We start from the raw sequence: 26,567 nt of genomic DNA on the forward strand, positions 1-26,567 counted from the left end.
CACCGACCGTGGCGGTGACGGTAAAGGCGCCGCCTTCGGTCACCTGATTGTCCGAGCTTAGAGTGATAACTGTGGTATCGCCGTCATCTACCACTGTGGTAGTGGTGGTACTTGTCGTATCCAGCGCGTCATAGTTGCCGCCGGACGTTTCTTTAATACCAACCGTGATCGATTCATCACCCTGCCGGTAGCTATCATCGGCTCGCGACGCGATCTGCACCGACCCGCTGCTTTCCCCTACCGGAATGGTGATGGTCTGGTCATTGCTCAGCGTAATGACCAGCGGGCTGCCGGTGACCGGCGAACCGACGGTGGCGGTGACGGTAAAGGCGCCGCCTTCGGTCACCTGATTGTCCGAACTCAACGTGATAACGGTCGTATCGCCGTCATCTACCACTGTGGTAGTGGTGGTACTTGTCGTATCCAGCGCTTCATAGTTGCCGCCGGACGTTTCTTTAATGCCAACCGTGATCGATTCATCACCCTGCTGATAGCTATCATCGGCTCGCGTATCGATCTGCACCGACCCGCTGCTTTCGCCAACCAGGATAGTGATGGTCTGATCATTGCTCAGCGTAATGACCAGAGGGCTGCCGGTTACTGGTGAACCCACCGAGGCAGTGACCGTAAACTGTCCGCCTTCAGTGACCTGACTGTTGGAACTCAGTGTGATTACGTCACTATTTCCCGTATTCCCTTCAGAAAGTTGCGTGTTCGTTAATGATTGGGTGTCGGCGCCATCAAATTCTTCTACCCCGTCGGTCGCGAAACCGATCCCCGCCGTCGGATAACCCACCGTCACATCAACAATCTGTCCGGTCAGATCGAGCACCACAGCGGTGTGTCCGCCGCCGCCGTCGCCCGCCTCGCCAGCGCTATCATTACCCGCTGCCGTGGCTTCAAGCACTTGTGTCGGATCCGCGCCCTGTTCAATGGCGGCCTGCAAAGCGGCAACATCATCCGCGGCTTCCTCCGTCTTCTGCGAAGTTACACCAGCAACTTCGCTCCAACGGCTGTCACGCCCTAAATCCAGAGAGCGCCCATCAGGTAACGTTATAGAGACTGCACCATTGTCACCGGTAACAATTTCTTCACCGCTATAGATACGATCGCCCGCAACCAATAATCGTTGGCTCCCATCTAAAGCGATAACAAAGACCTGTCCAATGACATATTTGATGATACCGATTACGCTATTCATGATAGCTTCTCCATGATATCTATAGTTATTTTATGGTGCAGATAAAAATGATTATATTTCGACATCATCCTAATGAATTAGGTTTGCTGTGTGTCGTCCTGATTTAAATTTGGGGTTAACTTACTAATTTAGTGTTTTCTTATGTGCCAGGTACTTGACTCAATGACTGATATAATAAAAAATTCGGATTATTCTTTCCACCACTTTACTTATTAAGTACGATAAATATCTCCTCCACAATAAAAAGACATCTTCATAAAATATAACACATTGATTATTAATAAATAAAAACGAAGACAGCACTAATGACCCACACATCTCATTTAATAGGAATAATCACAAAAAAACATTTGTGAGGAAGATAGTATGATATTGCGTAAATACAATGTTACTTTAATGCTACTTATTGTAGCCTCTTCCAATGCGGCTTATGCCGACACTATTCAGGAAGCGATTAGACACACACTCAATACCCATCCGGAAGTCAGCGCCTCAGTGAACAGCCGTTTTTCTGCAGAGCATGATATGAGTGCCGCCAAAGGGGCCTATTTGCCCTCGGTGACATTAAATGCAGGCATAGGACGTGAGGAAACAGACAGTGTTTCGACACGCTCCAGCGGTCATCATGGCGTTGAGCTGACACGAGGCGAATCCAGTATCAACCTAAGCCAGATGGTATTTGATGGTTTTGCGACATCCAGTGAAGTCGCCCGGCAACGAGCCACCGTAAATTCCCGTGCATACAAAGTATTAAACACCAGTGAATCCACCGCATTAGACGCAGTACAGGTTTATCTCTCTGTCCTGCAGCGTCAGGAGTTTGTACGACTTGCTGAAGCCAATCTCTCCAACCATGAACGTATTTACGATCAAATCAGGCTGCGTAGCGAGCAAGGCGTGGGTCGTCTGGCAGATATGGAACAGGCGGAAGCGCGTCTTGCTCAGGCACGGAATAACGTGTTAACAGAGAAAACCAATCTGGATGACGCCAAAACCAATTATCTGAGCGTAATTGGCAAAGAACCTGACAGTTTGATACTGCCAGATAGCGCAACGCTCTCAATGCCGGCCTCGCTGGCAGATGCGCGGCGTATCATGATAGCGAACAGCCCGGCGTTGAAATCTGCAGAATCTGATGTTGAGGCAACAGAAAAACAATATGAAGCCAGCAAGTCGACATTTTACCCACGGGTCAATGTTGAACTGGCGCGCAGTATGGACAATAACATCGACGGCGCACGCGGCCACAGTAATGAATGGCAGGCCATGCTGAGAATGCAATACAATTTGTATGAAGGCGGTTCCGGCAAAGCAAATATGGAATCAAAGGCCTACCAGATCAAAGAAGCACAGGATATCAGAAACAATGCTCTGCGCATGCTGGATGAGGAGCTGCGTCTTGCCTGGTCTGCGTTGAATAACGCACGCCAGCAACTTCCTATTGCCGCAGAATATGCCGATCGCAGTATGAAAGTTCGTACGGCCTATCAGAAGCAATTTAGCTTAGGCGAAAGGACTCTTTTGGATTTACTGGATAGTGAAAATGAATTATTCACCGCGCAACGACGTCTGGTTGAAGTTCGTTTTACGTCACTCTTTACCGAGTATCGGATAAAGTCGCGTATGGGAGATCTCCTGAACAGTTTATCAATCCCGGCGCCCATTGCGGGGAAAAGTCTTACTAACGTGACTACCCGCGCAGAGTTACCGAACCTAAATTAATATATTAATAGCTTGGAATCTTTTATTTGTAAGTATCATTGATACTGTGGGTAAAATAGCGGTGACGATATCTCGCTCCGGGCTTATCACAGATAGTCATTCAGGCAAGAGAACGTCGCGAATCATACCGCACCATTAAGTGATAACTGTCTATACTGCTTCCCGGTCTTGCCGGGAAGCAATTGTTTGCATATTGTCAGTTACATGGATCGCCTACGTAAGGGAAAGTTCCGTTAAATGAAGTTGCACTCTGTACAAGATGAAAGTAACAACCCTGACGAACCGGTTGTCCATGAATATAGCGATCCCCGCAATCGCCATGACGATCCATTATTGGATGGTCTGCTGATACTTTGTGCTTTGCAGGGAAAATCCGCCAGCCGAACGACATTGACAGCCGGACTTCCCCTTGCCAATCAGCGCCTGTCCATCAAACTGCTTCCCCGTGCCGCGGCACGCGCCGGTTTACAAGGCAGAGTGCTCAAACGCCCGCTGAACAAAATTCCAGCCATGTCCCTGCCGGCCATGCTGCTACTGCTCGAAGGAAGGGCCGCCATTCTGTTAGGTTGGAATGCCGATGGCAGCGCCCGTATCATGCCCAGTGAAACAGAGGGCGGAGAGATTTCTGTCGACTACAACACGTTACAGCAGAATTACCTCGGGTTAGTGATGTTCGCCCAGCCTCGTCATCAATTTGATATTCAAAATAATTCACTGATTCCCCGCACCAAATCCTGGTTCAAGGATACGCTCAAGCTCTCGCGCTTCCTGTATCTGGACGCCGTGTTCGCCAGCCTGCTGATCAATATCATTGCTCTGGCCACTCCGTTATTTGTCATGAACGTTTATGATCGGGTCGTTCCTAATCAGGCAACGGCGACCCTATGGGTGCTGGCTATCGGCATTACGGGCGCGTTTCTTTTTGACCTGGTGTTGAAAACGCTGCGTGGGCTCTGCCTGGATATGGCCGGTAAAAAAACCGACCTGATTATTTCCGCTACGTTGTTTGAACGTATTACAGGCATGTCGATGAAGGCCAGACCGGCACGCGTCGGTAGCTTCGCGCAAAATATTCATGAGTTTCAGTCACTCAGAGATTTCCTTTCTTCCTTGACGCTGACGACGCTGATTGATTTCCCTTTTACCTTACTGCTATTGCTGGTGATCGGATTCATTGGCGGCCCGCTGGTCTGGATATCGATTCTCGCCTACCCTATCGCCTTGCTCACCAGTTGGGCGCTGCAAAAACCGCTCGCTTCCACAATTGAAAAAACCATGCATCTTGCCAGTGAGCGGCAGGCAACGTTGATTGAAACGTTGGGGGGCCTGGATGCCATAAAAGTCAATAATGCGGAAAGTGAACGACAACACCTGTGGGAACAAACTATCGGTAGCCTCAGCAAACTCGAACTGCGGGCGAAAACGTTGTCATCATTAGCGGTTAACCTGACACTCTGGTTCCAGCAGTTTGCTGGCGTCGCAATGATCGTGGCCGGTGTTTACATGTTGATTAACGGCAACCTCAGTATGGGCGGATTGATTGCCTGCTATATGCTGAACGGCAGAGCACTGATGCCGCTGGGGCAACTGTCGGGATTGGTAACCCGTTACCAACAAGCCTCCCTGACGATGACCACCACAGAACAAATGATGCAATTGCCGCAGGAACGAAGCGATAATGAGCGACCTCTTAAACGCGAAAGTATCCGCGGTAGCATTGAGTTTCGTGATGTCACCTTCAATTACCCCGAACAAAAAAACAGTTCGTTGCAAGGCATAAATCTGAGCATTACGCCTGGTGAAAAAGTCGGCATTATCGGCCGAAGCGGCTCCGGTAAAAGTTCGCTGCAAAAGCTGATCGTCAATCTTTACCAGCCTTCAACCGGTAACCTGCTGATTGATGGCGTTGATGCGCGCCAGTTGGATGTCGGCGACTTAAGACACAATATCGGCTATGTGCCACAAGATATTCAACTATTCAGCGGTACGCTGCGCGATAACCTGATCAGCGGTGCACGCTATGTCGAAGATGAAGCAATGCTGTTGGCCGCAGAAATTGCCGGGGTAAATGAATTCGCCCGTCTGCATCCGGATGGTTATAACCTTCAGGTTGGTGAACGCGGTCAGCAACTCTCCGGTGGTCAACGTCAGGCGGTGGCATTAGCCAGAGCGTTACTGCTCGATCCCCCGATTTTGGTTTTTGATGAGCCAACCAGTTCAATGGACAACACCAGTGAAGACCGCTTGAAGCAGGCACTGGTGCCCGTGCTCGCCAACAAAACCTTATTGCTGGTGACACATCGTGTCTCCATGTTGGCGTTGGTTGATCGTCTGGTTATTGTTGATAAAGGTCGCATTATTGCCGATGGTCCAAAAGCCATCGTACTGGACGCCTTGAAGAAGGGACAAATCAATGCGTCTCGTTAAATATATCAAGCGAATCCATCGCTATTTTACCGGGGATGACAACCGCGATAATCTTCAGACGATGCCGGAAGTCAGTCGTGCGATGATCGAGGATTCCCCCAGAATTGCCCGCATCACACTCTGGACCATCGGTGCGTTTTTCCTGTTTTTTATCCTGTGGGCGGCGTTCGCCAATATCGATGAAGTCACCCGGGGTGATGGGAAAGCCATTCCCTCATCAAGGTTGCAAAAAATTCAGAATCTGGAAGGCGGCATTGTTACAGAAGTATTCGCTCACGAGGGGCAGGTCGTCAAAGCGGGCGATCCGCTACTGCGTCTGGACGATACCCGGTTTGCGTCAAATGTCGGAGAAACCGAAGCCGATCGGCTGGCGCTGATTTCAAGAATCGAACGTCTGAACGCCGAAATCAACGATCGTGAGTTGGTCTTACCAGAGGAAGTCACCAGGCAGGCGCCGGAAGTGGCCAACGGCGAGCGTGAACTTTACAACAGCCGACGCCAGCAATTTCATAACGAGATATCCGGCCTGGAAGAACAATTGGTGCAGCGTCATCAGGAATTACGGGACTTTTCTGCAAAGCAGATTCAGTTTCGTAATAGCCTGAATTTACTGCAACAAGAAATCAGAATGTCGGAACCGCTCATCGCCGAAGGGGCGATTTCCAGAGTGGAAGTGTTGCGGTTAAGACGAGCCGAAGTCGAGACCAAAGGACAGCTCGATTCAGTCACGCTGTCGATACCGAGAGCAGAGTCGGCAATAAAGGAAATTGAAAATAAAATAGCGGAAGCGCGCGGCCGTTATAAGAGTGATGCGTTATCACAGTTGAACGAAGCGCAAACCAATCTGAACAAAATTACCGCGACCGGTAAGGCGCTGGAAGATCGGGTAAACCGGACATTGGTTGTTTCTCCGGTACGGGGTGTCGTCCAACAAATTCTGGTTAACACTATTGGCGGTGTTATTCAACCTGGGAGTGATTTGGTCGAAATTGTGCCACTGGATGATAACCTGCTGGTTGAAGCCAGAATTCGACCACAAGATATCGCGTTTTTACACCCCGGTCAGGAAGCTATTATTAAATTAACGGCCTATGACTACACCATCTACGGTGGACTTAAAGGTCAGCTTGAGCAGATTAGTCCCGATACCGTTACCGATAAAGAGGGGAACAGTTTTTATATTATTCGTTTACGCACGGATAAAAACTATTTGGGTACGGCCGACAAACCGCTTCTTATTATTCCGGGGATGGTGGCCTCGGTCGATATAATCACCGGAAAGAAAACGATTCTCAGCTATCTGTTAAAACCCATCATTCGAGCAAGGGCGGAAGCCCTGCGAGAAAGATAATCAAGCAGGGAAAGAACGCCAAAAGAAGAGCGCTCGGTTAGAAGACTTATCATTACGATTTTTATATCCGATAGATTGCAAAGTGCTGGAAGGAGACAACTGAATAAATCACAATAACTTAGATAACCAAGTGACCGGATAAGTGAAAGTAGTCAGTACATCGGCAACCTGGATGATGGGGGATATTAAGGATTATTCAGGTCGTGATAGATTTGGGTCTGACTGCGCCCTATGGCTTTCGCCTGATACATTGCTGAATCGGCATTAATTGCCAATGTCAAAGAGTCAGTACCATGCTCAGGGTAAAGGGCAATACCTATACTACAGGATATATCGAGTTTTTTCCCTTCAATTTCAAAGGGCTTATTTAATGCGTTATGGATTTTATCTGCAACATACAACGTATTATCGACTTCTTTAATTCCCTGTAGCAGAATAATAAACTCATCACCGCTGCGTCGATATACCGTATCGGAATCCCTTACTGCGCCACGCATACGTGCCGCGGCTTCTTTTAATAGCAAATCGCCAACGGCATGACCAAAAGAATCATTGATTTGCTTGAATTTATCCAAATCGAGGAACATGAGCGCAATTTTTCTGCCCGTTTGTTTAGACAGCAATATTGCCTGTTCCATTTGCTCGGCAAAGGTTAAACCATTTGCCAGTGACGTCAGCGAATCATAGTGAGCCAATTGGCGATAGTGCTCCTCACTCCGACGCAACATATCAATTGCCCGATAACGCTCAATTGCGACAGAAATCAGTTGCGCAGACTTTTCGATAGAAAAAATTTCATCCTCAGTGGGAACATAGACTTTCCGGTGATAAACACTTAACACCCCCAGTATTTCTTTATTTTGTCCATAAATTGGCTCAGACCAGCATGAACGCAACCCGGCATATAATGCCAACCCTTTATGGAGAGACCAGTCCGGATGAACAGAAATATCGTCCGTGATCACACGCTTTCCCGTATACGCAGCCGTCCCGAACGACGCAACGCCATCAGCAATCTTGACGTTATGGATAGCATTTTTATAGAAACCAGGCAAACTCGGCGCCGAACCTAAGGCCAGGCATTTTTTATCTTTATCAACCAGCAACACCGAACAGACGATACGGCCGGGATTTTTCTCTTCCACACTGAATATAATCGCGTCAAGAATATCTTTTAGCGGTGCGCCACTCGACAACAGCTCCAGTGCACGATTGTAGGAATTGTCATGATGCTCCTGTGATTTTCTCTCTGTGATATCCAGTTTTACGCCAACATATTGGGTTGAGTTAGTCGCTTTATTATATATTTTGACGATATTGGCTTTTTCCCAGTAGAGTTGACCGTCTTTACGACGGTTAACAAACTCACCGCTCCATACATTACCTTTATTTATGGTAGCCCACAGATCTTCATAAACACTTGCGTTGGTCATCCCTGACTTTAATATATTCGTTTTTTTGCCAATAACTTCATCCGGCATATAGCCAGACATGGTAATGAATTGACGATTGACGTAAACAATTTCACAATTCTCGTCCGCGATCATAATAGAAGCCGGACTGTATTCCGCCGCGAAGAAAATCATGTTTAGAAAATCTTGTTTTTTCTGCTCAGAAGTAAACTTTTGTTTAATTTTTCTATTCTTTATAGAAGAAAACAACAGTAGCAATAACAATATGGTTATTATAATTTCATACACAATAACACTCTCCTCAGGCCCGAGCGGTCCTGATCGTACAAATCACGGCATTGATGACGAAAAATCCCGGTAACAAATCCCTATCCCATTGATTTTCAGGATTGGCACATTTCCGGAGAGCAGAAAGGATGAAAGAAAAAATGCTCCATATAGGTGGAGTGTTCAGATACATAGGAACGTCAGCATAAAGCCCCCGCATATGACTGTGCGTAAATAAGAATAACAAGATCAAAGAGTATCTTAATTGAATATTAGTAATTGTTTACGTTATAAGTTTTGCTAATGGTATAAAAAAATATGCCACCAAATGCATGGTGATATATTTTGAACATCAATTTTTTGTAAGCAAATCAATTATACCAATAAGTATCATTCTTTTAATCAATAAAATCTATCACAAAATGATTTTCGATCGTTATCGGCGAATACTGTGATTTTTTATCATTATAAATCATAAGTTTAAAATAAAACCTACAATCCTTCAACCGTCTATGCAATGAGAATGCCAGCTAACCCTTAAAAAAGTCATAAAACTTATCACCTTCTTTTATAACAAAATAAAACACTATGATTACGAGATTAACAAGAATAAGAAAATGAAATAATTCGATTAACAAGACAATAAGCCACTGTCTGACTGCAAAATGCGGTTATTTCGCAGAATGTGCTTTTATACGATAACCAAATGTTATTGAAGGGAACAGAATCCGGGAGAGTAAGACAAATGAAAAGTAAGGCATACATCGAAACGGCATGTTAATGACACAACACAACGATCTATCCTTAAAGTTCCAATTTCAACGCCTCGAAGTTATCAAACGGCTGAGGACGAGAAAGGTAGTACCCCTGAGCCGCATCCGCACGAGAGGCCTTGACAGTCGCCCACTCTTCTTTTGTTTCAATCCCCTCAATCACAATATAGTTACAAAAACGGGCAAGCAACGCGATTAATGCCGGGAAAACTTCACGCCCTTCGCCACTCTGCTGTAACAAAATAAACAGTTCCCGCGCCACTTTAATACAATCATACTGTGCCAGCATTAATGATGAAAAATTAGCCATCCCACAACCAAAATCATCCAGCCAAAGCGCCTGAGCTTCCGGAAGCTTAGTCAGAATTTCTTTGGGTAATCCGCCTTGGTTTTCCACCATCTCGAAACGAATCCAAGGCATCGAAGAGATCAGCCGCTTTGCTTCATGGCTTTTCTGTAACGCCAGTAGCGTCATGCCATCGATATTCACGGACGCAAGCAGATCTTCACGGATAAAACGCAAGTGCCAATGAGATAAAAGCTGTAGTTGTTCTACAATAATTTGCAGCCGCGCATCGACGTTAATATTGGCAAAGTATTTTTCAGGTGAGATAAATTTTTGCGGCAAGGTAAAAGAGGAGACGGAGGTGAGTAACTCAATGGCCATCAGTTTACCCGACGTTCGGTAAATTGGTTGAAAAGTATACCGTCGTTGGCATTCACGCCAATAATCAACCTCTAATGACTCAGAGTCTCCTTGATGAGAAAACAATGGCCCAAACTGATCCAGATCACCTTCCTGCTGCACTATGAGTTCCGCCATTAGACTGACACTTATTAGTTATAAAAATTATATCATACGGATATATACCGTTATCGACGTTCCTGGTACAAACTTTACCGGTGATAATGATTAAATCCCACACGGGCTAACGGATAAAAATAAGCAGATCAATATCACAGCTAAATTAATTTAATTTTTAAATCAGCTAATTAGCTCATGAACTTAGAGAGCCGTATTGGCTGACCGATACAGTCTAAAGGATAAATCTGGCGCCAATGTAACGAACAGATGGTTATTTTACCCTGTAACTTGACCATCTAATACCCACGCGCTTTCAAGCTGAAGCCAGCCCGGCTTCGTTCAATTATTTGCCCGCCATAAACCCCGTCACCGCGGTATTCGTAGTGCAAATCTGGACCAGACGTTTTCCGTCATTGGCTTTTCATCTCTTAAATATAGGGGGTATATTTACTCATCAGCCATCGTTACGCGTGTTTAAACGCGCTTCAACAGGTATAATCTGCGCCCCGTTTGTAAGACAGAAGGCTATCATGGCATTACTCATCACCCATAAATGTATCAACTGCGATATGTGTGAACCGGAGTGTCCTAATCAGGCCATCTCGATGGGTATGGATATCTACGAAATTGATGCAGATCGATGCACCGAATGTATCGGACATTACGACACACCGACCTGTCAGAAAGTTTGCCCGATTGATAACACGATCATCAAAGATCCTGCGCATCTGGAAGGGAACGAGCAGCTATGGGAAAAATTCGTCTTAATGCACCATGCAGATAGTCTATAACGACTAACTTTCAATAATGACCGTGGCACAAGCGTAACGGCGTTCATCTGCCAGGGTAAGGTGCACATACTTCACCCCCATGCGATCTGCAAGCTCCGCCGCTCTGGAGAGAAAGCGCAGGCAGGGTTTGCCCAGTTCATCATTGAATATTTCGAGCTGAGTAAACGCCAATCCATTGCGAATACCCGTACCAAGCGCTTTAGCCGCCGCTTCTTTGGCTGCAAAACGTTTGGCGAGAAAACGGACCGGTTGCTGGTGCTGCTGATATTGAAACCATTCCGCATCCGTTAAGATGCGGCGGGCCAGACGCTCACCGGAACGCTCAATCACCGCTTCGATACGGGCGACTTCGACAATGTCGGTGCCAAGTCCAAGAATCGGCATTAACGACGAGCTTCTTTCATCAGACGTTTCATTTCAGAAACGGCTTCACTTAGCCCACTCATGACCGCGCGGCCGATAATGGCGTGGCCAATGTTCAACTCATGCATTTCCGGCAAGGCCGCAACAGGTTGGACGTTATGATACGTTAACCCATGGCCGGCATTCACTTTCAGGCCTTTTCCCGCAGCATAAGTTGCCGCATCGCGAATACGCTCAAATTCGTGCTGGCGTTCGCTATCGCCGGATGCCTCCGCATACGCACCGGTATGAATTTCAATATAAGGCGCGCCGCTGGCAACGGCAGCGTCAATCTGGCGTTTATCAGCGTCAATAAACAGAGAGACCAGAATGCCGGCCTGGGTGAGTCTGGCGACGGCGTCATTCATTTTCTCCTGCTGTCCTGCAACGTCCAGCCCGCCTTCAGTGGTCACTTCCTGGCGTTTCTCTGGCACCAGGCAGCAAAAGTGGGGTTTCAGTTCGCAGGCAATCCCCAGCATTTCTTCCGTCACCGCCATTTCCAGATTCATTCTGGTTTGAATGGTCTCCCGCAAAATACGCACGTCACGATCGGTAATATGACGTCGATCTTCACGCAAATGTACGGTAATGCCATCGGCCCCTGCCTGTTCAGCCATAAATGCAGCCTGAACCGGGTCAGGATACGCCGTTCCACGGGCATTACGCAGGGTGGCGATATGATCGATGTTAACGCCCAGCAACAATTCAGCCATGGTAAATCCTCAAAAGGGTAACGCGTAATGTCTGGCAGTTTACACCGATGTATGGGTTGCTGGGTACAGGCGGGCGAGTATTATTTCTCAGAAGATGGTGCTTTGGGGACGTTGAATCCAGGAACAAACTGGCGGAACAGCTCTCGGCTTTTCAGCGGCTTACCGCCAAGATAGGGTTTTAATGCCATGCGGGTAAAACGTTTTGCCGCCCGCCATGTCGCCGCATCAGGAAACTCCCGTGAAGCCAGCGCACGCAATTCATAGCCGGTAAAACTATTATTATCAACAATCAGACTGGCTATGAACCCCTTCTCCTCGCGATACCGATATGTCATGGTGTCAGACACCGGTTCCCCGCTTCCCGCACAATGCAGAAAATCCACGCCATAGCCAAGATATCCCAGCAGCGCCAGCTCAAAACGACGCAATGCCGGCTCAGGAGATGCATTTTGAGCAGCAAGCTGTTGTAAACAATGGAGGTAATCGAAAAAGAGAGCGGAATAATTGGTTTCGTGTTCCAGCACCCGCGCCAGTAACTCATTCACGTATAAACCGCTATAAAGCATGATGCCGGAAAGAGGAAGCGCCAGCGATACGGGCTCGGCGTTACGCAGCGTTTTCACTTCTCCCCTGCCGCTCCAGCGCACCAGCAAAGGCGTAAAAGGCTGCAAACATCCTTTCAAACTGGATCGACGCGCCCGGGCGCCTTTTGCCAGTACCCGAATCCGCCCTTCACTCTCGCTGAACAAATCCAGCAATAAACTGGTTTCGCTGTAAGGTCGCCCATGCAAGACAAACGCGCGCTGCCAGCCTTCCATCGGCGCGGACCTTACAAGTCTTCGCTATAACCCAGGCTTCTCAGGGCACGTTCATCATCTGCCCAACCTGATTTTACTTTTACCCACAGTTCAAGATGAACTTTGGTTTCAAACATGTCTTCCATATCATGGCGAGCTTCAATGCCAATCGTTTTGATCTTGGCGCATTTGTTTCCAATGACCATTTTCTTTTGACCTTCACGCTCAACAAGGATCAGGCCGTCGATGTCATAGCCACCGCGCTCATTGGTTGCAAAACGCTCGATCTCAACCGTCACAGAATACGGTAATTCCTCGCCCAGAAAACGCATCAGTTTTTCACGGATAATTTCTGATGCCATGAAACGCTGTGAACGGTCGGTAATATGATCTTCCGGGAAATGGTGTTCGGCCTGCGGCAAATGTTTACGCACAATGCTGGCGATAGTGTCGACATTGGTTCCTTTTTCCGCAGAAATCGGCACCACATCCATAAAATTCATTTGCTGGCTGATAAACTGAATATGCGGTAACAGCTTGGTTTTATCCGTGACGTTATCCACTTTATTAATTGCCAACAGGACAGGATGTTTCTGGTCTCTCAGCTTGTTCAATACCATCTCATCGTCAGCGTTCCAGTGCGTACCTTCCACGACGAAAATGATCAGCTCGACATCGCCAATAGAACTGCTGGCCGCCCGGTTCATCAGACGGTTAATCGCCCGCTTCTCCTCAATGTGCAGCCCAGGGGTATCCACGTAGATAGCCTGATAGGGGCCTTCGGTATGAATGCCCATAATACGGTGACGTGTTGTTTGGGGTTTACGCGACGTAATCGAAATCTTCTGCCCCAGCAGCTGATTCAATAAGGTTGACTTACCGACGTTAGGCCGACCAACAATCGCGATAAAACCGCAGTATGTCTGTTCTTCGCTCATTCAAGCTCCAGTTTTTTCAACGCTTGTTCTGCCGCAGCCTGTTCAGCCTTCCGACGGCTCGAACCGGTACCAATTACCGATTCACTAAAACCACTGACCTGACAGTGGATCGTAAACTCCTGATCGTGCGCCTCACCGCGAACCTGAACAACCAGATAGGTTGGCAACGGTAAATGACGTCCTTGCAAAAACTCCTGCAACCGCGTCTTGGGATCTTTTTGCTTGTCACCAGGACTGATCTCATCCAACCGGCTTTGATACCAATTAAGGATCAAACGTTCGATAGTCTGAATGTCACTGTCGAGGAAAATCCCGCCAATCAATGCTTCTACCGTATCAGCGAGAATGGATTCGCGGCGGAAACCGCCGCTCTTTAATTCACCCGGACCAAGACGCAGGCACTCGCCCAATTCAAATTCACGCGCAATTTCTGCCAGCGTATTACCACGCACCAGCGTCGCACGCATCCGGCTCATGTCTCCTTCATCAACTTTGGGGAAACGATGATACAGCGCGTTGGCAATAACAAAGCTGAGAATGGAATCGCCCAGAAATTCAAGTCGCTCGTTATGCTTGCTGCTGGCACTGCGGTGTGTCAGGGCCTGTAACAATAGCTCATACTGCTGGAAAGTATAGCCTAGCTTTCTTTGTAAACGATTTATCAGGATGGGGTTCATGTCTTACCAATAGATCAACGATGCGTCAAAAACAGCAGCATACGGAACAGCCCTGACCCGCAATTACCCGTCAAAACTGTTTCGTTTGCATCGGCTCCCGACCGGGAGCCTGCATTTTATTCTTTCAAAAAGAACGTTTCGAAAATAGTGTTTCAGGAAATATTCTACAACGGGCGGCATAATAATGCTGCGTGTTTATCAATTTGATTAATGAATACCACCAATGCGACTCAGTCGAACACCGGTAGGCCATTCACCTTCCTGTTTTTCAAAGCTCATCCAGATTGCAGTTGCTTTACCAACAAGATTTCTTTCAGGAACAAAACCCCAATAACGGCTATCAAGACTGTTATCGCGGTTATCCCCCATCATAAAATAATGGCCGGCGGGCACGACCCAAGTCGCAAGCTGCTGCTGGGACTGCTGATAATAGCCGCCCAGCTGATCCTGCACGCCAGGAACAATCAGTATATTATGCGTTACATTTCCCAGCGACTCTTTACGCGTCCCCATGCGGACGCCATTAACGCTATTATCCGTCACCGGGACCTGATAGAAACCGCTGCGTGATTCCAGACCAGGCTGATTAAACGTCTGAACAAAATCACTGGGCTGTACATTATTATAGGTCACAGCCAGAGCTTTATCACAACGTTGCTGACCATCGCAGTCAGGACTAATCGTCACCTGTTTGCTCATCGGATTATAACTGACGCGATCGCCCGGAACGCCAACCACACGTTTGATAAAATCAACTTTTGGATCGGATGGATATTTAAATACCACCACATCACCGCGTTTCGGATGTCCGGTTTCAATTAACGTTTGCTGAGTAAAGGGCTCTTTAATACCGTAAGCAAATTTCTCTACCAGTATAAAATCACCGATCAGCAACGTTGGCATCATTGAACCCGATGGTATTTGAAAGGGTTCATAAATGAATGATCGCACCACCAATACCAGCGCAACGACCGGAAATATCGATGCGACCGTTTCAATCCATCCAGGCTGCGCCCCCGATTTTGACAACGCAACCAGCTCATCCGAGGCCGCTGATTTTTTCCGGCGCGCAGGTGCCCACATAAAGCGCTCCAAACACCAGACGATACCCGTGACAAGCGTCACTAATGCCAAAATTACGGCAAACATATTGGCCATGCCAACTCCTCAGGATTTATTTGTTGTCTTTGCCGACGTGCAAAATGGCCAGGAACGCTTCCTGCGGTAACTCAACATTACCCACTTGTTTCATACGTTTCTTACCCTCTTTCTGTTTCTGCAACAGCTTCTTCTTACGGCTGACGTCACCGCCATAGCACTTCGCCAATACGTTCTTACGCAGTTGCTTAACCGTAGAACGGGCAATAATGTGATTGCCAATTGCCGCCTGGATGGCGATATCGAACTGCTGGCGTGGAATAAGGTCTTTCATTTTTTCCACCAGATCGCGACCGCGGTATTGAGAATTGTCCCGGTGCGTAATCAGCGCCAGCGCATCGACACGTTCGCCGTTAATCAACACGTCTACGCGTACCATGTCGGAAGCCTGGAAACGTTTGAAGCTGTAATCCAGCGAAGCATAGCCGCGGGACGTCGATTTCAGGCGGTCAAAGAAGTCGAGAACCACTTCCGCCATTGGAATTTCATACGTCAGCGCCACCTGGTTGCCGTGGTAAACCATGTTTGTCTGTACGCCACGTTTCTCGATACACAGCGTAATGACGTTACCCAGGAATTCCTGCGGCATCAGCATATGACACTCGGCGATAGGCTCGCGCAGTTCCTGAATATTATTCAGCGGCGGCAGCTTAGACGGGCTATCCACATGAACCGTCTCACCGGCGGTCGTTTCTACTTCGTAAACCACCGTAGGCGCTGTCGTGATCAAATCCAGATCGTATTCACGCTCCAGACGTTCCTGAATGATCTCCATGTGCAACAGCCCAAGGAAACCACAGCGGAAACCAAAGCCCAGCGCCGTAGAACTTTCCGGTTCATAAAACAGGGAAGCATCATTCAGGCTCAGTTTACCTAACGCGTCACGGAAAGCTTCATAATCATCGGAACTGATCGGGAAAAGTCCGGCATAAACCTGCGGCTTCACTTTCTTGAAGCCCGGTAGCGCCTTTTCTGCGGGTTGACGAGCCAGCGTCAGCGTATCGCCGACCGGCGCCCCCAAAATATCTTTGATAGCACAAACCAGCCAGCCCACTTCGCCGCAGTTCAGCACTTCGCGATCCACGCGCTTGGGCGTAAAAATCCCCAGACGATCGGCGTTGTAAACCTGACCGGTGCTCATAACCTTAATCTTGTCGCCTTTTCGCATGGTGCCATTTTTAATACGCACCAATGAAACAACGCCAAGGTAATTATCAAACCAGGAATCAATAATCAGCGCCTGCAACGGCGCGTCCGCACTGCCTTCAGGCGGCGGAACATCGCGAACCAAACGCTCCAGTACATCAGGCACACCGACACCCGTTTTAGCTGAACAACGCACCGCATCCGTCGCATCAATACCAACAATGTCTTCGATTTCCTGGGCAACCCGATCCGGATCGGCAGCAGGCAAGTCGATTTTGTTCAGAACCGGCACCACTTCCAGATCCATATCCAACGCGGTATAGCAGTTCGCCAATGTCTGCGCTTCAACCCCCTGACCAGCATCAACCACCAGCAATGCTCCTTCACAGGCAGCCAGTGAGCGGGAAACTTCGTAAGAAAAGTCAACGTGTCCGGGAGTATCAATGAAGTTTAACTGATAGGTTTGACCATCCTGCGCTTTATAATCCAGCGTTACGCTCTGTGCTTTGATGGTAATACCGCGTTCACGTTCCAGATCCATGGAATCCAGAACCTGCGCAGCCATTTCACGTTCGGTCAAACCACCGCAAATCTGGATAATACGATCGGATAATGTCGACTTACCGTGGTCGATATGGGCAATAATGGAGAAATTTCGTATACGCTTCATTATAAAAATTTTTCTACCTTGATATTCCTGAAATTCTTGCCGATGGGCATGCGCATTAGGTGAAAACAGCCGCGATGTTATTCCACCCGAATCGCAGCATTCTACATGTCAGAAGAGCGAAAACCTAGTCATGTCCCGTGCATTACCATTGATTCTGACCGTTTTATTCGGAATGGCGAAGGAGCAAGACAAAAGCAGAGAGTAAACGGATGATAATTGATGAAAATAGCACAGGATAATCAAGAGGCACTGACAGCGGCAAGACGCAAATAAACGCCGCTACGACGACTGGGCGGCGGTCTGAATTTGCAAGAGTTCACCGGGTAGCACAATTTGCAGGATAATGGGCTCATAACGATTATTTTTACCCAATCGCCTGGCCCAATGTTTTACCGACACAAAAACCAGACCACCGCCGACAAACGCCCCGACAATGGCGGACAATTCACTGCCAAAAAACATCTGGAACAACGCCGAACCGATAAACAATCCCAGCAGAGGCAAAAAATAGACCATCATCGCCGAACGCAGCAGGCTGCCTTCGGCGATGCCCAATTCAATTTGCTGCCCGGCCTCAAGCGGTTGTGCACAAGGCACCGTCAAGAGATGTTCGGCAGAAGCGCCGAGCTGATTCAGCAACCCGGTGCCGCAGGTCGAGCGGGATTTACAGCCCCCGCATCCGGAACTCTGCTCACAGCGCACAACAGCAATGCCATTCTGCCATGAAACAACCGTTGCCCACTCTTTAATCATTACTGCGCCTTCTGGATAACATTGTCTGCAATACGTTTAGCCGTGGCGGGTGGGATCTCGCCGACAACGGTGATTTCGTTATTATTATGAACTTCCGTATGTATTGACCGTCTTCCAGTACGTATTGCTTGTTCGGGGCGGACATCAGGAGAAGGACTGACATTAATCGAAAAGCTGAACAAACCATCGCTGTATAAACGCGTCTCAATGGGAAGATTGGTCCCCGACAGTATTCTACGACTGCGCGAAACCTCTTTCATCCCTACGGGCAGCCACTCCGCACTCCAGGGAAAACTGACGTTTTCCGGCGTTGGTGCAGGCAGTGAAGGTGGCAAATTGATACGTTCCAGCGGCCGCAGGGCTTCTATAATCTCATTATCGATAATCAGCGAAGTCACCAGAAACTGTTCCAGACGCTCACCATTCCGATCCTGCAAATCTATCCGCAAAGGCAGCTTGGACTGGGCATCGACCCAGACGGCATAGCTGTAGCGCGTGGCGTCTCGAGAAATGATCCGGATGCCCACCGCTAAACGATCGGCAATACGCACTCGCCCATCAGCAGGGACGAAATCGTAGTACATCGCGAGTTTTTTGAAATCCGCATAAACCAGAGCGGGCAACGAATCAACGATGTGATCGCCCGTCAGCGTAAAAGGTTCAAGCCCGGAATCAAAATAGCTGATTTCATTACCACGCTGTACGATTTCACGCCTTGGCCCATCCATCAGCACAAGCTGCGCCAGAGAACGATTATTCAGCATAGCATGCCGGTATCTGACTGACTCGAATCCTTGCTGGGTGATGTTGATAAAAGAAAGTTCGTAACTTAATGAACGACTGGCGCTGTTCATCTGTTGCAACAACGCCCCGGACTCAGTTTGAGCCGGGGCGAGTGTGGAATAGAACAGACTGCCAATCAGCAAACAGGCGGCAAACAAAACACGCTTCATTACCGAGGCTGAGTTCCTAATGATTGAGTTCCAGGGACCTGAATGGCAGCTTGCTGATCATCATGCAGTTGAACCTGTTCAGCATGCAGGCGGCGCTGTAATTCATAATCCTGCAAAATAGCATTGAGGCGGTTACGCTGCGCGTCGTACTTTTGCTGTCCGTTATTATGGGCAGACACACCGTCTTGAGGTGTTCCCAGACTAACCGGAGAAGCGGTTCCCAACGCAGGCAATGTCCGGAACGACGCAGACTCGGTTGCGCCTTCCGAAACGTCTGGGCGATCATAATTCTGAATGCCCACAATCACGGCCAGAGACACACAGGCAGCAACACCGACCTGAGTCAATTGACCCGCCCAAGGGCGAACTTTATGCCAGAACGGCATTTGAGACCACCGCGCAGGATGTGGCTGAGACTCGGGTTGCGCTTGAGGAACCAGACGAACAGGCTCTTTTTCAATTGCGGCAGCAACACGGGAAGCGATATCCAGATGAATGACTTTTTCATCGATATCACCACGCAACGTATCGCGAATCAGATGATAACTTTGCCACTGTTGCTGCAGCTTGTCATCCTGTGACAAAGCCTTCAGCAACTCAGAATCGACTGTCTCACCATCCATTAAAGCGGAAAGCTTCTCTTTCTGCATACCGACACCCTTACCTTGTCAAATCCATCATTAGTCATGCGACTAGCTAAAAACGAGCTAACGCCGAATAAGCGGTTGTACTTTATTATCAATTGCTTCCCGTGCCCGGAAGATACGAGAACGAACAGTGCCGACGGGACAATCCATAATCACGGCGATCTCTTCGTAGCTCAATCCATCCAATTCACGCAGCGTAATTGCCAGTCGCAAATCTTCCGGTAAAGACTCTATAGTGCGAAAAACTATGCTTCGTAATTCCTCAGACAACATTAAATTCTCAGGGTTCGAAATTTCTTTCAATGCGCCCGCATTTTCATAGTTTTCAGCGTCATTGGCATCAATGTCGCTGGATGGGGGACGGCGGCCCTGCGCTACCAGATAGTTTTTCGCTGTATTCACGGCTATACGATACAGCCACGTATAAAAGGCACTATCACCACGGAATGACTCCAATGCGCGATATGCTTTGATAAACGACTCCTGTACCACGTCAGGCACGTCCCCCTGGGGCACATAGCGCGACACCAGACTCGCCACCTTATGCTGGTAGCGAACGACCAGCAAATTAAACGATTTTTGATCGCCTTTCTGGACTCGCTCGACTAGTACTTGATCTGCCAGCTGCTCACTCATCCGAGGTAATATCTCCTCAAACCGATCTCCACACGTAAAATAGTACTGCCAGCCATATTAAGTTATACCAGAGCAAGCTCTAGCTTAGAGCCAACACCCGGCATAAAGTTCCTGGTAATCATTTTTTCTTCTATAGCGCTATCGTTATCGCCCCGAACACTGATACTGGAACAATCCATTTTTTGGACTTATCAGGGGCATATGACGGGGATCATACGATAAATTCATAGCATTAGCACGATTCTCACCGTTCTGACGCCCGGTATTTATACATCTTTACAGGAGTGAAAAATCAATACATGAATAAATAATTGGGTGCTAACATCAATTCACCTCTTTTTTCTTGCATCAATGGCACTAACATGCAACCGACCGTAGAACATTCCTGTGATGTATTAATCATCGGCAGCGGTGCTGCCGGGCTTTCTCTTGCTCTTCGTCTTGCTTCCCAGGCAAACGTTACCGTTCTCAGTAAAGGCCCGCTGAACGAGGGCGCAACGTTTTATGCTCAGGGCGGAATTGCGGCTGTTTTTGATGAAACTGACAGTATCGACTCGCACATTGAAGACACATTGATCGCGGGTGATGGTTTATGTGAACGTGAAGCCGTCGAATTCATCGCCAGCAATGCCAAACACTGTGTACAGTGGTTAATCAAACAAGGCGTACTGTTTGATACTGAAACCAGCACCAGTGGTGAAGAACGTTATCATCTTACCCGTGAAGGCGGACATAGCCACCGCAGGATCCTGCATGCCGCCGATGCCACGGGAAAAGAAGTCGAGAATACGCTGGTCGGCCAGGCGCTGGCGCATCCGAATATCCGGATCATGGAACGCTGCAACGCCGTTGACCTGATTACCTCCAATAAGCTGGGGCTGCCCGGTACGCGGCGTATCGTCGGCGCTTATATATGGAATCGGGAACGGGAAATGGTGGAATCCTGCCGGGCGAAAACCGTGGTTCTGGCTACCGGGGGCGCATCCAAGGTCTACCAGTACACCACCAACCCGGATATTTCATCTGGCGATGGTATTGCCATGGCCTGGCGAGCCGGTTGCCGGGTGGCGAATCTCGAATTCAACCAGTTCCATCCAACCTGTTTATTCCATCCGCAGGCGCGAAACTTCCTGCTGACAGAAGCATTGCGTGGCGAAGGCGCTTACCTGAAACGCCCTGACGGCTCCCGTTTCATGCCAGACTTTGATTCCCGGGGAGAACTGGCGCCGCGCGATGTGGTTGCAAGAGCAATCGACCACGAGATGAAACGCCTCGGCGCAGACTGCATGTATCTGGATATCAGCCATAAACCTGCCGAATTCATTAAACAGCATTTTCCGACCATCTACGAAAAGCTGTTATCACTGGGCATTGATTTGACTCTGGAGCCGATTCCTATCGTTCCGGCAGCACACTACACCTGCGGTGGCGTTATGGTCGATCAGCACGGGCGTACCGATCTCGACGGGTTATATGCGATTGGCGAGGTCAGCTATACCGGCTTGCATGGCGCAAACCGTATGGCATCGAACTCATTATTGGAGTGTCTGGTATACGGCTGGTCGGCAGCAGAAGATATTCTGCAACGTCTGCCGCAGATAAAGCCCATCAAGAAACTGCCCGAATGGGATGAAAGCCAGGTCGATAATTCGGACGAACAGGTTGTTATTCAGCATAATTGGCATGAATTACGCCTGTTTATGTGGGACTACGTCGGGATCGTCCGGACCACCAAACGGCTTGAACGTGCACGACGTCGTATCATCATGCTGCAACAAGAAATTGATGAGTATTACGCTCATTTTCGCATCTCCAATAACCTGTTGGAATTGCGTAATCTGGTTCAGGTTGCGGAGTTAATTGTGCGCTGTGCGCTGGAAAGGAAAGAAAGTCGCGGGCTGCACTATACGCTGGATTATCCAGAACAGTTCGATATGCCACAGCCAACCATCCTGACGCCCTAGCACGTCACCTTTATGTAGCCAGTCGCGACATAAATGGGATGTTGACGCAAACACGGCGATGGAGGTTTCAAACTGGCCTCACGCCGTGGTCTTAAATCTCCGCCTTTATCAGTACACGCATAACGATTTTCGCCAAACCTACATAAAGAGGTAAAAATCTTTTGTCAGTTGCTGAAAATCAGAAGAGTATCCCCTGTCTCCGTCACGAATAACCAAACGCTGCGTCAGGCTCTCCCCCGGTTGCCGGGATAATGCTATCAGCACACGATGCGCGGGCCGGGAATCAGACTCAGTTATTGTCATATGCCGACGGACAAACCAGCCGCACTGATGCGCCAGCGGCAAAAAATCTTCTGCCACCCGAACAGGCAGCACCACACAAAATAAGCCATCAGGGGCAATCAGCTGCCGGGCGCAATCGAGCAGGATGTCATGAGTCAGCGACGTGGTATAACGGGCCTGGGTGCGTAATTCGCTTGAACAGGCGACGCCCGGCGAAAAATAGGGGGGATTACTGACAATCAATGAGTAATCGTTCTCGGCGGTGGCGGTGAAATCTACAATGCCGCCAGCATAAACGCGCATGCGATCGGCCCACGGAGAGGCCGTGATATTATCCAACGCCTGCTGGCTTGCGCCCGCGTCCAATTCAACAGCATCAATATAAACATCGTTATCGGCGCGCTGAGCCAGCATCAATGCAATCAGTCCCGAACCGCAGCCAATATCCAGTATGCGCCGCGCGCCAGAGAGCGGCGCCCAGGCCCCCAGCAATATACCATCGGTACCGACCTTCATTGCACAGCGATCGTGCGCGACAAAAAATTGCTTGAAGGTAAATCCATCTCGACGCAATGTCGGTTTATTATCATGACTCATTATCGATGGTTCCAGACTAAAACTGCCGTAGCATAAGTTAATCCTCAATACAGGAAAAGTGCCGTTGCCTGTTTAAACAGGTGAAGTACCCGGCTAATGCGTCTATAATCGGCGCCCCAAACAGAGGTAGACCATGACTGCAACAAATTTTTCCGAGCTTGATCTTGATGACAGCCTGCTAGACGCACTGCGTGATATGGGTTATGAACGCCCGACAGCCATCCAGCTGGCAGCGATTCCACCAGCGATGGAGGGCCGCGACGTGCTCGGCTCGGCTCCGACAGGCACCGGCAAAACAGCCGCATATCTGTTGCCGGTCTTGCAGCATCTTTTAGATTTCCCTCGTAAAAAATCCGGGCCGCCTCGCATTTTGATCCTGACGCCGACCCGTGAACTTGCCATGCAGGTCGCCGACCAGGCACGGACCATCGCGGCGCATACGCACCTGGATATCGCGACGATCACCGGCGGCGTGGCGTATATGAACCACGCGGAGGTATTCAGTGAAAATCAGGATGTGGTCGTTGCAACAACGGGACGCCTGCTGCAATACATAAAAGAAGAAAACTTTGACTGCCGCGCTGTCGAAACCCTGATTCTGGATGAAGCAGACAGAATGCTGGATATGGGATTCGCACAGGATATCGAACATATTGCAGGCGAAACCCGCTGGCGCAAGCAAACGCTGTTATTTTCCGCGACGCTGGAAGGCGAGGCGATTAAAGATTTTGCCGAGCGTCTGTTGAATGATCCTGTCGAGGTAGAAGCCGATCCCTCACGTCGGGAACGCAAAAAAATTCTGCAATGGTATTACCGGGCTGACGACATCAAACACAAAACCGCCCTGCTCTGCCACCAGTTGAAGCAACCGGATGCGACCCGTTCGATTATTTTTGTCCGCAAGCGCGAGCGTGTTCATGAGCTGGTTGCCTGGCTGCGCGAAGCCGGAATTACCGCCTGCTATCTTGAAGGCGAAATGGTGCAGGCCAAACGTAATGAAGCCATCAAACGCCTGAGTGACGGCCGGGTGAATGTGCTGGTTGCAACCGATGTGGCTGCGCGCGGTATCGACATCAACGATGTCAGCCACGTATTTAACTTTGACCTGCCGCGCACGGCTGACACTTACCTGCATCGTATCGGACGTACCGGTCGCGCAGGACGTAAAGGCTGCGCGATTTCATTCGTCGAAGCACACGATCATCTGTTACTCGGCAAGATCACCCGTTATTTAAATGAACCGCTGAAACCCAGAGTCATTGATGAACTACGACCGGCAACAAAAGCGCCCAGCGCCAAAATAACCGGGAAACCATCAAAGAAAGCGTTGGCCAAACGAAAAGAGAAGAAAGAGCAGGACAAAGAAAAAGCGAAAGTGAGGGTGAAAGTGCGCCATCGCGATAGTAAAAATGTCGGTAAACGCCGCCAGCCCGCTAAAAAAGCGGATGAGTCAGCCAGCGAATAACATCGGTTGTTTAAAAACGGGCTGACACCAAACGTGCAAATACAAAAAGGGAGCTTTCGCTCCCTTTGATTTTATTGGGGTAAAACGAACAACGCGACTTACAGACTTTCTGTAAAAGTACGAGTAATAACGTCGCGCTGTTGTTCTGGCGTCAGAGAGTTAAAACGTACCGCATAGCCAGAAACACGAATGGTCAACTGCGGGTATTTTTCCGGATGCTTAACCGCGTCTTCCAGCGTTTCACGGCGCAGAACGTTCACGTTCAGGTGTTGACCACCTTCTACACGCACTTCAGGTTTGATTTCCAACGGGATTTCGCGATATTCGATCTGCCCCAGATCGCTGACCGCAACAACCTCATCTTCGCTATAGCCGGACTTTGCACAAACGCAACGTGCCTGGGATTTTTCTTCATCCAGCAGCCAGAAGGAATTGATCAGAGCGCTGTTGTTCGCCTTGGTGATTTGAATACCAGTAACCATTATTGCCTCCGTAAAACGGCGTGTTATTGTCTTAATTGAAAATCGGTATCAGTAACAAACTGCCATTAATATTTAACGATTAAATAAAACCGATTGAATCTGACTCCCTGTATACCAGTACAATCACTACACATCTTTGATTTAAATCAATTTTAAAATCACATCAAAGCAGCGATAGATGGCAATTTATTGTTTTATATCAATTAAACCCACAAAACCAATTACAAATATTTTTGTAAATATTCAATTTTTTTTCAAGAAATCAGGAGGGCGGTCATTTTTTTGTCGCTACGATTTTACCTCAACACAATTGATCGGTAAGCTATCTTCATGAAAATTCACCTTGAAAGAGTGCATGATGGCGACTTCCCTCACCTGGCACGATGTGCTGGCACAAGAAAAACAGCAACCTTATTTTGTGAATACGCTTGAATTCATTGGTAAAGAGCGCGCCGCCGGAAAAACCATCTATCCTCCCCAGAAGGATGTATTCAACGCGTTCCGGTTTACCGAACTGTATCAGGTCAAAGTTGTCATTCTGGGTCAGGATCCCTATCACGGCCCCAATCAGGCTCACGGATTATCGTTTTCCGTTCGCCCCGGTATTCCGGCGCCGCCATCGCTGGTAAATATCTATAAAGAGCTGGCCACCGATATTCCAGGGTTTGAGATCCCTCATCATGGATTTCTGCAAAGCTGGGCTGAACAAGGTGTTTTGTTACTCAATACCGTGTTGACGGTTGAGGCGGGGCAAGCACACTCACATGCCAATCTGGGATGGGAAACCTTTACCGACCGCGTTATCGCCGCCCTGAATGAAAATTGTGAAGGGATTGTCTTTCTGCTGTGGGGTTCCCATGCCCAGAAAAAGGGCAGCATTATTGATCGTCAGCGCCATCATGTATTGAGAGCTCCCCACCCATCCCCTTTATCCGCGCATCGTGGATTTTTGGGATGTAAGCACTTTTCGCAAACCAATCAGATTCTTGAGAAACAGGGTTTAACACCCATCGATTGGACGCCACGTTTACCTGACAACGCATAAATTCCCCCTGCCTTCGTGACCGGAGGCAGTAAACAGCACGGTAATGAAGTCAATTATTTATTGATGAAAAGTCAGGAAACAGATAGCGGAAATAACAGCGAATAACGGGAAATTGTAAAGCGGAATATCGATTTGGTGGAGCTAAGCGGGATCGAACCGCTGACCTCTTGCATGCCATGCAAGCGCTCTCCCAGCTGAGCTATAGCCCCACATAAGTGGAATGTCGCACACTCAAAACTAAATCACAGAACCAAACCATCAAGGTTTGGTGGAGCTAAGCGGGATCGAACCGCTGACCTCTTGCATGCCATGCAAGCGCTCTCCCAGCTGAGCTATAGCCCCGTCTCTTACAGACCCATACTTAAGTAGAGTTCCGTGCGAACGGGTCGCATAATATGAAACCCGCTTAACAGTGTCAACGGCTAAATCTTTTTATGCAGTCAACCGCTGAAAAAGCCGCCAAACACCCGTTGCAATAGATAAAATATTGCCA

At 48.6% G+C, this 26,567-nt stretch carries 23 protein-coding genes and 2 tRNA genes; 7 read left to right on the forward strand and 18 right to left on the reverse strand.

The features are described 5' to 3' along the window. On the reverse strand, positions 1-1,201 hold a 1,201-nt coding region (locus tag B4923_RS18230), incomplete at its 3' end, for a retention module-containing protein (RefSeq protein ID WP_146187270.1). Between the two features lie 396 nt (positions 1,202-1,597). Between B4923_RS18230 and B4923_RS18235 the strand changes: the two genes are divergently transcribed. The 3 genes from B4923_RS18235 to B4923_RS18245 all read left to right on the forward strand — a co-directional run bounded on the left by B4923_RS18235 (position 1,598) and on the right by B4923_RS18245 (position 6,701). Continuing rightward, entirely contained in the window at positions 1,598-2,923 is a 1,326-nt protein-coding gene (locus B4923_RS18235; protein ID WP_245929661.1) for a TolC family outer membrane protein, read from the forward strand. Positions 2,924-3,160: 237 nt separating this feature from the next. Next, positions 3,161-5,350 carry a type I secretion system permease/ATPase gene (locus B4923_RS18240; protein ID WP_109055791.1) on the forward strand — a complete coding sequence of 730 codons (2,190 nt, stop codon included), beginning with the start codon at positions 3,161-3,163 and terminating at the stop codon, positions 5,348-5,350. After that, positions 5,337-6,701 carry an HlyD family type I secretion periplasmic adaptor subunit gene (locus B4923_RS18245; protein WP_109055792.1) on the forward strand — a complete coding sequence of 455 codons (1,365 nt, stop codon included), beginning with the start codon at positions 5,337-5,339 and terminating at the stop codon, positions 6,699-6,701. The genes B4923_RS18240 and B4923_RS18245 overlap by 14 nt, the downstream gene beginning before the upstream one ends. A gap of 185 nt (positions 6,702-6,886) precedes the next feature. Here B4923_RS18245 and B4923_RS18250 read toward each other — a convergent pair whose 3' ends face one another. Continuing rightward, the gene (locus B4923_RS18250; RefSeq protein WP_109055793.1) at positions 6,887-8,401 is read right to left on the reverse strand and encodes a sensor domain-containing protein; all 1,515 of its coding nucleotides are present in this window, start codon (positions 8,399-8,401) and stop codon (positions 6,887-6,889) included. A gap of 783 nt (positions 8,402-9,184) precedes the next feature. Continuing rightward, the gene (gene pdeH, locus B4923_RS18260) at positions 9,185-9,976 is read right to left on the reverse strand and encodes a cyclic-guanylate-specific phosphodiesterase (protein ID WP_109055795.1); all 792 of its coding nucleotides are present in this window, start codon (positions 9,974-9,976) and stop codon (positions 9,185-9,187) included. 512 nt (positions 9,977-10,488) lie between these two features. On the opposite strand from pdeH, the gene B4923_RS18265 reads away from it, so the two are divergent. Then, positions 10,489-10,749, forward strand: coding sequence for a YfhL family 4Fe-4S dicluster ferredoxin (locus B4923_RS18265; RefSeq protein WP_109055796.1), 261 nt, complete (start codon positions 10,489-10,491; stop codon positions 10,747-10,749). A 3-nt stretch (positions 10,750-10,752) separates the two neighbouring features. Here B4923_RS18265 and acpS read toward each other — a convergent pair whose 3' ends face one another. From acpS to rpoE, 11 genes are all read right to left on the reverse strand, one after another. Further along, complete coding sequence (gene acpS, locus B4923_RS18270; protein ID WP_109055797.1) at positions 10,753-11,133, reverse strand: holo-ACP synthase; 381 nt, start codon at positions 11,131-11,133, stop codon at positions 10,753-10,755. Beyond that, on the reverse strand, positions 11,133-11,864 hold the full coding sequence (pdxJ, locus tag B4923_RS18275) for a pyridoxine 5'-phosphate synthase (protein WP_109055798.1): 732 nt from the start codon (positions 11,862-11,864) through the stop codon (positions 11,133-11,135). The genes acpS and pdxJ overlap by 1 nt, the downstream gene beginning before the upstream one ends. 80 nt (positions 11,865-11,944) lie before the next feature. Next, the gene (recO, locus tag B4923_RS18280) at positions 11,945-12,682 is read right to left on the reverse strand and encodes a DNA repair protein RecO (protein WP_109055799.1); all 738 of its coding nucleotides are present in this window, start codon (positions 12,680-12,682) and stop codon (positions 11,945-11,947) included. Positions 12,683-12,693: 11 nt separating this feature from the next. Further along, positions 12,694-13,599 (reverse strand): GTPase Era, encoded by a 906-nt coding sequence (gene era / locus B4923_RS18285; protein ID WP_109055800.1) that lies wholly within the window; start codon positions 13,597-13,599, stop codon positions 12,694-12,696. Continuing rightward, positions 13,596-14,276 (reverse strand): ribonuclease III, encoded by a 681-nt coding sequence (rnc, locus tag B4923_RS18290; protein ID WP_009111837.1) that lies wholly within the window; start codon positions 14,274-14,276, stop codon positions 13,596-13,598. The genes era and rnc overlap by 4 nt, the downstream gene beginning before the upstream one ends. A 207-nt stretch (positions 14,277-14,483) precedes the next feature. Next, the gene (gene lepB / locus B4923_RS18295; RefSeq protein ID WP_109055801.1) at positions 14,484-15,434 is read right to left on the reverse strand and encodes a signal peptidase I; all 951 of its coding nucleotides are present in this window, start codon (positions 15,432-15,434) and stop codon (positions 14,484-14,486) included. 16 nt (positions 15,435-15,450) lie between these two features. Beyond that, the gene (gene lepA / locus B4923_RS18300) at positions 15,451-17,250 is read right to left on the reverse strand and encodes a translation elongation factor 4 (RefSeq protein WP_109055802.1); all 1,800 of its coding nucleotides are present in this window, start codon (positions 17,248-17,250) and stop codon (positions 15,451-15,453) included. A 279-nt stretch (positions 17,251-17,529) separates the two neighbouring features. Next, positions 17,530-18,003 (reverse strand): SoxR-reducing system protein RseC, encoded by a 474-nt coding sequence (gene rseC, locus B4923_RS18305; RefSeq protein ID WP_109055803.1) that lies wholly within the window; start codon positions 18,001-18,003, stop codon positions 17,530-17,532. Beyond that, positions 18,003-18,956 (reverse strand): sigma-E factor regulatory protein RseB, encoded by a 954-nt coding sequence (rseB, locus tag B4923_RS18310; protein ID WP_109055804.1) that lies wholly within the window; start codon positions 18,954-18,956, stop codon positions 18,003-18,005. Before rseB ends, rseC begins: the two co-directional genes overlap by 1 nt. After that, positions 18,956-19,606 (reverse strand): anti-sigma-E factor RseA, encoded by a 651-nt coding sequence (rseA, locus tag B4923_RS18315; RefSeq protein WP_109055805.1) that lies wholly within the window; start codon positions 19,604-19,606, stop codon positions 18,956-18,958. The genes rseB and rseA overlap by 1 nt, the downstream gene beginning before the upstream one ends. A gap of 57 nt (positions 19,607-19,663) precedes the next feature. After that, positions 19,664-20,239 (reverse strand): RNA polymerase sigma factor RpoE, encoded by a 576-nt coding sequence (gene rpoE / locus B4923_RS18320; protein WP_109055806.1) that lies wholly within the window; start codon positions 20,237-20,239, stop codon positions 19,664-19,666. 362 nt (positions 20,240-20,601) lie between these two features. Between rpoE and nadB the strand changes: the two genes are divergently transcribed. Then, positions 20,602-22,203 (forward strand): L-aspartate oxidase, encoded by a 1,602-nt coding sequence (nadB, locus tag B4923_RS18325; RefSeq protein WP_109055807.1) that lies wholly within the window; start codon positions 20,602-20,604, stop codon positions 22,201-22,203. A gap of 138 nt (positions 22,204-22,341) precedes the next feature. On the opposite strand, the gene trmN is transcribed toward nadB, so the two are convergent. Further along, positions 22,342-23,082, reverse strand: a complete 741-nt coding sequence (gene trmN, locus B4923_RS18330; protein WP_109055808.1) for a tRNA(1)(Val) (adenine(37)-N(6))-methyltransferase TrmN — start codon at positions 23,080-23,082, stop codon at positions 22,342-22,344. 133 nt (positions 23,083-23,215) lie between these two features. On the opposite strand from trmN, the gene srmB reads away from it, so the two are divergent. Then, entirely contained in the window at positions 23,216-24,547 is a 1,332-nt protein-coding gene (gene srmB / locus B4923_RS18335; protein ID WP_109055809.1) for an ATP-dependent RNA helicase SrmB, read from the forward strand. 98 nt (positions 24,548-24,645) lie between these two features. Here srmB and grcA read toward each other — a convergent pair whose 3' ends face one another. Continuing rightward, the gene (gene grcA, locus B4923_RS18340) at positions 24,646-25,029 is read right to left on the reverse strand and encodes an autonomous glycyl radical cofactor GrcA (protein WP_109055810.1); all 384 of its coding nucleotides are present in this window, start codon (positions 25,027-25,029) and stop codon (positions 24,646-24,648) included. 358 nt (positions 25,030-25,387) lie between these two features. Here grcA and ung point away from each other — a divergent pair, with 358 nt between their 5' ends. Then, positions 25,388-26,074 (forward strand): uracil-DNA glycosylase, encoded by a 687-nt coding sequence (gene ung, locus B4923_RS18345; protein ID WP_109055811.1) that lies wholly within the window; start codon positions 25,388-25,390, stop codon positions 26,072-26,074. Between the two features lie 133 nt (positions 26,075-26,207). Here ung and B4923_RS18350 read toward each other — a convergent pair. Next, positions 26,208-26,283, reverse strand: a tRNA-Ala gene (locus B4923_RS18350). A gap of 57 nt (positions 26,284-26,340) precedes the next feature. Further along, a tRNA-Ala gene (locus tag B4923_RS18355) sits at positions 26,341-26,416 on the reverse strand. Positions 26,417-26,567: the final 151 nt, after the last annotated feature.

The sequence above is a fragment of the Brenneria roseae subsp. americana genome, from assembly GCF_003115815.1.
GTDB lineage: Bacteria > Pseudomonadota > Gammaproteobacteria > Enterobacterales > Enterobacteriaceae > Brenneria > Brenneria roseae.